At 65.4% G+C, this 6,860-nt stretch carries 9 protein-coding genes; 7 read left to right on the top strand and 2 right to left on the bottom strand.

All coding sequences use genetic code 11. The features are described from left to right. Positions 1 to 111: 111 nt before the first annotated feature. Positions 112 to 597 carry a VOC family protein gene (locus tag ACYPYD_RS22625; protein WP_036529654.1) on the bottom strand — a complete coding sequence of 162 codons (486 nt, stop codon included), beginning with the start codon at positions 595 to 597 and terminating at the stop codon, positions 112 to 114. Positions 598 to 711: 114 nt separating this feature from the next. Between ACYPYD_RS22625 and ACYPYD_RS22620 the strand changes: the two genes are divergently transcribed. Genes ACYPYD_RS22620 through ACYPYD_RS22605 form a run of 4 tightly spaced genes read left to right on the top strand, consistent with a single transcriptional unit; the run spans position 712 to position 2,908 of the window. Continuing rightward, positions 712 to 1,116, top strand: coding sequence for a nuclear transport factor 2 family protein (locus ACYPYD_RS22620; protein WP_459665664.1), 405 nt, complete (start codon positions 712 to 714; stop codon positions 1,114 to 1,116). Between the two features lie 29 nt (positions 1,117 to 1,145). Continuing rightward, positions 1,146 to 1,739, top strand: a complete 594-nt coding sequence (locus tag ACYPYD_RS22615; RefSeq protein WP_036529649.1) for a VOC family protein — start codon at positions 1,146 to 1,148, stop codon at positions 1,737 to 1,739. An 11-nt stretch (positions 1,740 to 1,750) separates the two neighbouring features. Continuing rightward, on the top strand, positions 1,751 to 2,176 hold the full coding sequence (locus ACYPYD_RS22610) for a nuclear transport factor 2 family protein (RefSeq protein WP_036529647.1): 426 nt from the start codon (positions 1,751 to 1,753) through the stop codon (positions 2,174 to 2,176). A gap of 39 nt (positions 2,177 to 2,215) precedes the next feature. Next, positions 2,216 to 2,908: an EthD domain-containing protein gene (locus tag ACYPYD_RS22605; RefSeq protein ID WP_155986454.1), complete on the top strand. Its 693-nt coding sequence runs from the start codon at positions 2,216 to 2,218 to the stop codon at positions 2,906 to 2,908. A 36-nt stretch (positions 2,909 to 2,944) separates the two neighbouring features. Here the strand turns inward: ACYPYD_RS22605 and ACYPYD_RS22600 are convergent, their stop codons facing one another. After that, the gene (locus tag ACYPYD_RS22600; protein WP_459665661.1) at positions 2,945 to 3,811 is read right to left on the bottom strand and encodes an NmrA family NAD(P)-binding protein; all 867 of its coding nucleotides are present in this window, start codon (positions 3,809 to 3,811) and stop codon (positions 2,945 to 2,947) included. Between the two features lie 230 nt (positions 3,812 to 4,041). On the opposite strand from ACYPYD_RS22600, the gene ACYPYD_RS22595 reads away from it, so the two are divergent. The 3 genes from ACYPYD_RS22595 to ACYPYD_RS22585 form a co-directional block, all read left to right on the top strand. Continuing rightward, positions 4,042 to 4,449, top strand: coding sequence for a nuclear transport factor 2 family protein (locus ACYPYD_RS22595; RefSeq protein ID WP_459665660.1), 408 nt, complete (start codon positions 4,042 to 4,044; stop codon positions 4,447 to 4,449). Next, positions 4,446 to 6,161, top strand: a complete 1,716-nt coding sequence (locus ACYPYD_RS22590) for an FAD-dependent oxidoreductase (protein WP_459665658.1) — start codon at positions 4,446 to 4,448, stop codon at positions 6,159 to 6,161. Before ACYPYD_RS22595 ends, ACYPYD_RS22590 begins: the two co-directional genes overlap by 4 nt. Next, the coding region (locus ACYPYD_RS22585; protein ID WP_459665656.1) for an SDR family NAD(P)-dependent oxidoreductase at positions 6,154 to 6,860 on the top strand (707 nt) is incomplete at its 3' end. The genes ACYPYD_RS22590 and ACYPYD_RS22585, both read left to right, overlap by 8 nt.

Raw genomic sequence — 6,860 nt, 5'->3', positions numbered from 1 at the left:
GCGAGCATAGCGAAGCAATCCAGAGCGGCGTAAAACTGCCCTCGATTGCTTCGCTACGCTCGCAATGACGATACGATGTAATGTCGTCACGCCTTAGGGGGCGCCTCGGCCTCAGCTCCATTCCGGCTCGCCGAGGTTCTCCCAGAGCTGGATCATGTTGCCGTCCTGGTCGTAGAACAGGAACGAGCGGCCCATCGACGCGCACTGCCACACGTAGTCCGTCTGCGTGCGGTAGCCGGCGGCCCTGACTTTTTCGAACCAGCCGTCGATGTCTGTCACCAGCAGGCCGAGTTCGTGAATGCCGGTATGGCCATAGCGCAAGTTCTCCTCGGGCGTCTTGGTGATCGCGGGGTTCAGGCATTCCTGTAGCTCGATGAAGGCGCCGTCCTTCGAACTGAGCAGGGCCATACGCGAACGCGCGCCCTTGATCTTGAAGATGTCGTCCAGCAGCGCCGGATACATGAAGGTGTTCGGCCCCGGCTCGGCCCCGTCGGGGATCACGGTCTCGACGCCCAGTTCGAAGCCCATGACGTCGCGCCAGAGGCGGATGGCGTCTTCCAGATTGGTCACCATCAGCGCCATGTGATGAAACTTCATGCCATTCTCTCCCGATCGGGCGGTCTGTGTGACACGCCTCCTTGTCATCCGCCTTGGGTTATGCTTTCCTGACCAAAAGATCAATATAAGACAGGTAAGGAAGAGGAGGATTCGATGGAGGATGCACAAGGGCTTGCCCGCTGGTTCGGCGAACTGCTGGCGCAACTGCGGTTCCCGGAGGCGTTCGAACTGCTCGCCGACGACGGCATCTACACCGTGATCGGTACGACGCCGGCATCGGGCGTCTATCACGGACCGAAGGACCTGATCGCGCGGCTGGTGCCGCTGCTGTCGGACTTCGTCGAGCCGCCGGCCGTCCGCTTCGAGGAGCCGATCGTGCAGGGCGACCGCGCCGTGCTGCTGGGCAGCGGACGCGGCGTGGGGCCGACCGGGCCTTACGATCAGCCCTACTATGCCTTCGTGATGCGCGCGGCAGGCGGACGCCTCGTCGAAGTGATCGAGTTCATGGATACGATGATGCTCCAGTCGGCGGTCTTCGGCGAGCAAGCGGCGCACTGACGCCCGATCCAGACACAAGGATAGCAACCATGACACAGCAATCCACTGCCGCCACGGAGACTGCGGCGATCATTCCGCCCGTCCGGCTCGCCCATTTCGTGCTGCGCACATCGCGCTTTCGCGAGGTGATCGATTGGTACAAGACCGTACTCGGCGCCGAGGCTGCGTTCGAGAACGAAATCCTCGCATTCCTCTCCTATGACGAGGAGCACCACCGCGTCGCCGTTCTGAACATGCCGGATCTGGAGGAGCAGAAAGACGGCGTGGCGGGCTTCCACCATGCGGCTTTCACCTACGACAGCCTGGGCGATCTCATGGCGACGTACAAGCGACTGCGCGATGTGGGCATCACGCCGGTCTTCCCGATCAATCACGGGCCGACGACTTCGATGTACTATCAGGACCCCGATGGGAACCAGATCGAACTGCAAGTCGACAACTACGACAATATCGAGGACGCGACGGCGTTCTTCTATTCCCCCGCGTTTGCCGAGAACCCGATCGGCGTGGAGTTCGACCCCGAAGATCTGCTGCGCCGGGTCGAGGCGGGCGAGGATCAAGCCGTGCTCAAGCGGCGGCCGGATATCGGCCAGCGCGGGCTCGAAGCGGTGAAGCTGCGGTGACGGAGGCGGCAATGACGAAGCTCACCATCGAGGATCGGCTCGACCTTGCGGAATTGGCCCTGCGCGGCTTCTGGCTCATCGACCAGGGGCGTGCGGGCGAGGCGGCGGCGCTGTTCGCCGAGGATGCGAACCTGACCTTCGGGCCCGGCTCGCCTCGGCCCGGCACGATCAGCGGCGCTGCGATTGCGGCGGCGATGGCCGCCCGGCAGGCCGAGGCGCACGTCACCTCGCGTCATGTCCTGTCCAACACGCTGATTTCGGCGCTGGGCGACGGGCGGGCGGAAGTGCGTTCGCTGCTGACGCTGTTCCGCTCGCCTGATGCGGACCTTTCGCCGGTGGTGCGTTCGGTGGCCGACGTGATCGACGTGTGCGTACAGGAAGGTGGCGTCTGGAAGATCGCGGATCGCAGCATCCTCCCGGTTTTCCAGCCGGGGTGACCGGCCCCCGTTCCCATAACGACAAGGCGGAGAGGGTATTTGTCTCGTATCAAGATGTTCGGCGCGATTCCGCGCAAACCCGGCGTGACGGCGCAGTGGTTTCACGACCACTACCGGCACCCCCACGGAACGATGGGCCGCACGATATCGACCATGCGCGCCTACACCCAGAGCCATCAGGTTCACTCGGACCTGCTGGACGCGCGCCAGACGCATTTCGAGGCGACGGCGGAAGTGTGGTTCGACTGCGTGCAGGACGCCATCGATTTTCCCGGCGAGCCCAACTACGTCGAATTGCTGATCCCCGACGAACCGCTGTTCGTCGACATGGACAAGCTGCGGTTCGTCTTCGCCGAAGAGGAAGTGCTGCAGTCGGGGGCGGACTGGAACGAGGAGGGCGTCGAGACGGGCGACAGACTGTTCCGGCTGGATCGCCGTCCGATCAGCATCAAGCTGCTGCAATACGTCATCAGCGAGGGCGCGACTGCCTGGGACGATGATGAAGACCTTGCGCTCGGACGACGGATCGAGGCGCTGCGCCATGTGCGGTGCCGCCCTTCGCCTGCCCTGCATCCCGAAGGCGCGTTCTGCGTCGGCATCCGCGAACTCTACTGGCCGACGCAGACGGCGATGGAGGAGGGCGTCGCACGCGATCCGCAGGCCTGGGAGACACTGCTGCGCCGTCCGGCGGAGTCCATCGCCTACCTCGCCAGCGCCGAGCGCTTCATGTGACGAAGGGCGGGGTCGGTGTGCCGACCCCGCCTCCGCTCAGCCGCGCAAGGTCGGCGCGAGGTGCTTTTCGGCCCATGCGCGAAAGTCGATCGGCGAGCCGACCAGCGCCGTCAGCGCGCCAGTGTCGTTCTCCGCGGGCTTCGTGGCCAGCCAGGTATAGAGGTCCACGCCCTGCGGCCAGTGCTCCTCGATCGCGGCCATCGGGACTTCGACGGCCGTCGCCGGTTTTCCGGCAAGTTCGCCGACGATCGTGGCCATCCGGGCCGTGCTGCCGACATCGGCGACGAGATCGATCTCGCGCCCGCGCCAATTGTCTGGCGACGCAAGCACCGCCGCCGCCGCGCGCCCGATGTCTTCGGCGCAGATCAGCGCGAGTTGCACGTCGGTCGGCAAGGCCATTGCGATCGTAAGCGTGCCGTCGTTCTGCGTGATCGGGAAGTAGTTCAGGAAGTTGTCCATGAACCATGCCGGGCGCAGCACCGTGGCATCGAGGTGCAGTTCGGCTATCCGCTCTTCCACCGCACGCTTGGAGCCGACCGAAAGCACGCCCCGGCTGCCCGCCGCCTGTGCGGACTGATAGATGAAGTGCCCGGTGCCCACTTCGCGTACCGTTTCCGCGACCATGATCCCCTGAACGGCCTGCCCGATGTCCCAGCGGTCCTGCAGGGATGCACCGGATAGATAGACCGCGTCCGCCCCTTCGATGGCCCGGCGCAGGGCCGAGCGGTCTTCCATGTCGGCGGTCACGGTTTCGGCGCCGAGCGCCCGCGCAGCCTTTGCCTTGTCGCCCGTTTCATCGCGGGTGACGGCACGGACCGTCCAGCCGTCCTGCAGCAGCGCGCGGACCACGCCGCCTCCTGCCGTTCCGGTTCCCCCGAAGACCGTTATCGTACGCGATGCCATGCCTGCTCTCCCATCTGGCTGAGTTTGCGAAGGACTATGGCGGCGGCGCTTGGTGAGCGCAATTAAATTGACCATATGAATTCATAATTCGGCGGTGATTCATAAGAAAATTCCATTTTATCGCAATATATCTCGTTTTCCGGACGTTTTAATTGACATAACGGTCAAATGTGGGAGTTTCACTCCGGGCGTCCCCGCAGCGACGGAGGACCACGCCGATAGGAGAGGACATGACCGACAGCAGGCAGATCGCGCGCGCTTTCTTCGACAAGTTGTGCAGTGGTGATTTCATGGGCGGTTTCGAATCGCTGGCCGAGGATGCGACCTGGACGATCATCGGCGACACGCCCCTTTCCAAGCATTTCACCAGGGATCGCCTGCTGACGGAGATGATCCCGATGCTCTCCACCTTCCGCGAACCCGCACGCATGGCGGTGAGCGAGATCATCGCCGAGGGAGACCGCGCCGTCGTGATCGCCAGCGTCGAGGGTGTCGGACCTTACGGCCCATACCGGCAGAATCCTTACTGCTTCATCCTGCGCACCCGCGACGGCCGCATCAGCGAGATCGTCGAGTATCTCGATACGGTTGCCGTGGAGACGGCCCTCGTCGGTCGCAAGCTGGTGGATGCGCGATGAGCGGGGCGAGCGTGATTGCACTTCCCGAAACGGCGGACATGGTGGTGATCGGCTCGGGCGCAGCGGGCATGACGGCAGCTACCGTCGGCGCGCTGAACGGGCTGGACGTGGTGCTCCTTGAAGCGGCCGATGTCTTCGGCGGGACCACCGCCTTTTCCGGCGGAGGCGTGTGGATTCCTGCGAACCACCACCAGCCGGCGCTCGGTATCGCGGACGACCGGGCCTCGGCACGCACGTATCTCGAGGCGGTGCTGGGCAACTTCTTCAACGCCGCCAAGATCGATACGTATCTCGACAAGTCGGGCGAGATGCTGGCCTTCATGGAACGCCGGACCACGGTACGGCTGACGCCCAGCGACATTCCCGATTACGCCCCTGCTGCGGCAGGCTGGAATCAGGGCCGCTGCCTGCTCACGGCTGATTTCGACGGCAATGCGCTGGGCGCGGATTTCGAGCGCGTGCGTCCGCCGATCCGCGAGATGGGGTTGTTCAAGTCAATGCAGTTGAGCCCCGCGCAGGCGGTGGCGATGCAGGGTTGGAATCGCTCACTTTCGGCATTTCGCCTGACTGCCTCGCGCATGGCGGGCTACGCTTTCGACCGGCTGCGGGGACGGCGCGGAAGGCACATGGCCAACGGCAATGCGCTGGCGGGGCGCCTGTTCAAGTCCGCGCGCGATGAGGGGGTACACCTGATCGAGAAAGCCCGCGCCTGCGATCTCGTGTTCGACGGCGGCCGGGTGACCGGCGTGGTGTTCGAGCATGGCGGCGCGCGGCATACGGTCAAGACGCGGCAAGGCGTCGTCCTTGCATCCGGCGGCTTCGGGCAGGACGAGGCGATGCGGCAGAAGTGGCTGCACCAGTCGGCGGCCGGCTGGTCGCTCCAGCCCGAAGGCAGCCGGGGCGACGGCATCCGCATGGCCGAGAAGCTGGGCGGGCGGCTTAACCCGGACAATGCGGCGAACGGCATCTGGGTGCCGGCCTCACGCTATCAGCGCGAAGACGGCAGCGTCGGCCTTTTCCCCTCGCTGTTCTTCGATCGCCACTGTCCGGGGCAGATCATGGTCGATGCGCGCGACGGCAAGCGCTTCGTCGACGAGAGTTTCCATTACCAGAACTTCGGCGAAGTCTCGCTGGAGAAGGGCGTAACGCGCATCTGGCAGATCGCCGATGCCGAGGCGGTGGCGCGCTACGGTCTGGGTGCGATCAAGCCCGCGCCGTTCCGCCCGGACAAGTGGGTCGCCTCCGGCTACGCCCGCAAGGCGGCGAGCATTTCCGAACTCGCGCGCGAGCTGGGGCTCGATCCGCTGGCGCTGTCGGATACCGTGGAACGCTTCAACCGGCATGCGGCGGACGGACGGGACCCCGACTTCGGTCGCGGCACCAATGCCTATGACACGTACATGGGCGATGCGGGACATGGGCCTAACCCGTCCCTGCGGCCTCTGACCAAGGCGCCGTTCTACGCGATCGAGGTGCGGCCCAGCGATCTGGGCTCGGTACAGGGCCTCGATACCGACGAGCATGCACGCGTGCTCGGTGCCGATGGAGCGCCGATCGCCGGGCTCTATGCCGCCGGGCTGGACAACAACTCGATCATGCGCGGCAAATACCCCGGCGGCGGGGCCAGCCTGGGACCGGCAATGACGTTCGGCTATATCGCGGCGCTCGATATTGCCGCCCGTGCCGCAGGCAAAGGACGCGACCATGTTTGACCTCGCCGGAACATCGATCGTCATCACCGGCGCGGCTTCGGGCATCGGTGCTGCCACGGCGCAGCGTTTGCGCCGGGCAGGCGCGCAAGTGCTGATCGGGGACATCACCGATTGCGCAGAAAGCGCGGCGCAGTGGGGCTGCACGTTCCGCCATACCGACGTATCGGACGCGGGCCAGTTCGCCGCCCTGCTGGACGAGGCGATGGAGCGCCACGGAAGGCTCGACGTGCTGGTCAACAACGCCGCCTCGGCCGGTGTCCATGACATGGCCGAAGCCGATGCGGAGCGCGCCGCGCGCTATTACCGGATCAATGCGCTCAGCGTGCTCGTCGGCATGCGAGAGGCGGCGCGGCGGATGGAGCGGGGCGGTGCGATCGTCAACGTCGCCTCGCTGTCCGGCGCGAGGGGGACGCCGGGTTGGGGCGAATACGGGATGAGCAAGGCGGCGATCATCTCCGCCACGCAGACCGCCGCGCTGGAGTTCGGACCGCTGGGCATCCGGGTCAACGCGGTCAGCCCCGGCGGCGTCGCCACGCCGCTGTCCATCGCCATCAACGGCGACGCGCTCAGCCGGGCGCTGGAAGTGCTGGCGCCGCTGGGCCGCGAAGGGCAGCCGGAGGATATCGCCGCCGCCGTCCATTTTCTCGCTAGCGATGATGCCGGCTATGTCACCGGGCAGAACTGGTTCGTCGATGGCGG

Source organism: Novosphingobium sp. 11B (assembly GCF_054589055.1).
This window is presented reverse-complemented; position numbering and strand designations above follow the sequence as displayed.

What these genes read in the sequence shown, in the direction of transcription:
- ACYPYD_RS22625 (WP_036529654.1), bottom strand. Translation starts at nt 597, where the DNA reads ATGAAGTTTCATCACATGGCGCTGATGGTGACCAATCTGGAAGACGCC.
- ACYPYD_RS22620 (WP_459665664.1), top strand. Translation starts at nt 712, where the DNA reads ATGGAGGATGCACAAGGGCTTGCCCGCTGGTTCGGCGAACTGCTGGCG.
- ACYPYD_RS22615 (WP_036529649.1), top strand. Translation starts at nt 1,146, where the DNA reads ATGACACAGCAATCCACTGCCGCCACGGAGACTGCGGCGATCATTCCG.
- ACYPYD_RS22610 (WP_036529647.1), top strand. Translation starts at nt 1,751, where the DNA reads ATGACGAAGCTCACCATCGAGGATCGGCTCGACCTTGCGGAATTGGCC.
- ACYPYD_RS22600 (WP_459665661.1), bottom strand. Translation starts at nt 3,811, where the DNA reads ATGGCATCGCGTACGATAACGGTCTTCGGGGGAACCGGAACGGCAGGA.
- ACYPYD_RS22595 (WP_459665660.1), top strand. Translation starts at nt 4,042, where the DNA reads ATGACCGACAGCAGGCAGATCGCGCGCGCTTTCTTCGACAAGTTGTGC.
- ACYPYD_RS22590 (WP_459665658.1), top strand. Translation starts at nt 4,446, where the DNA reads ATGAGCGGGGCGAGCGTGATTGCACTTCCCGAAACGGCGGACATGGTG.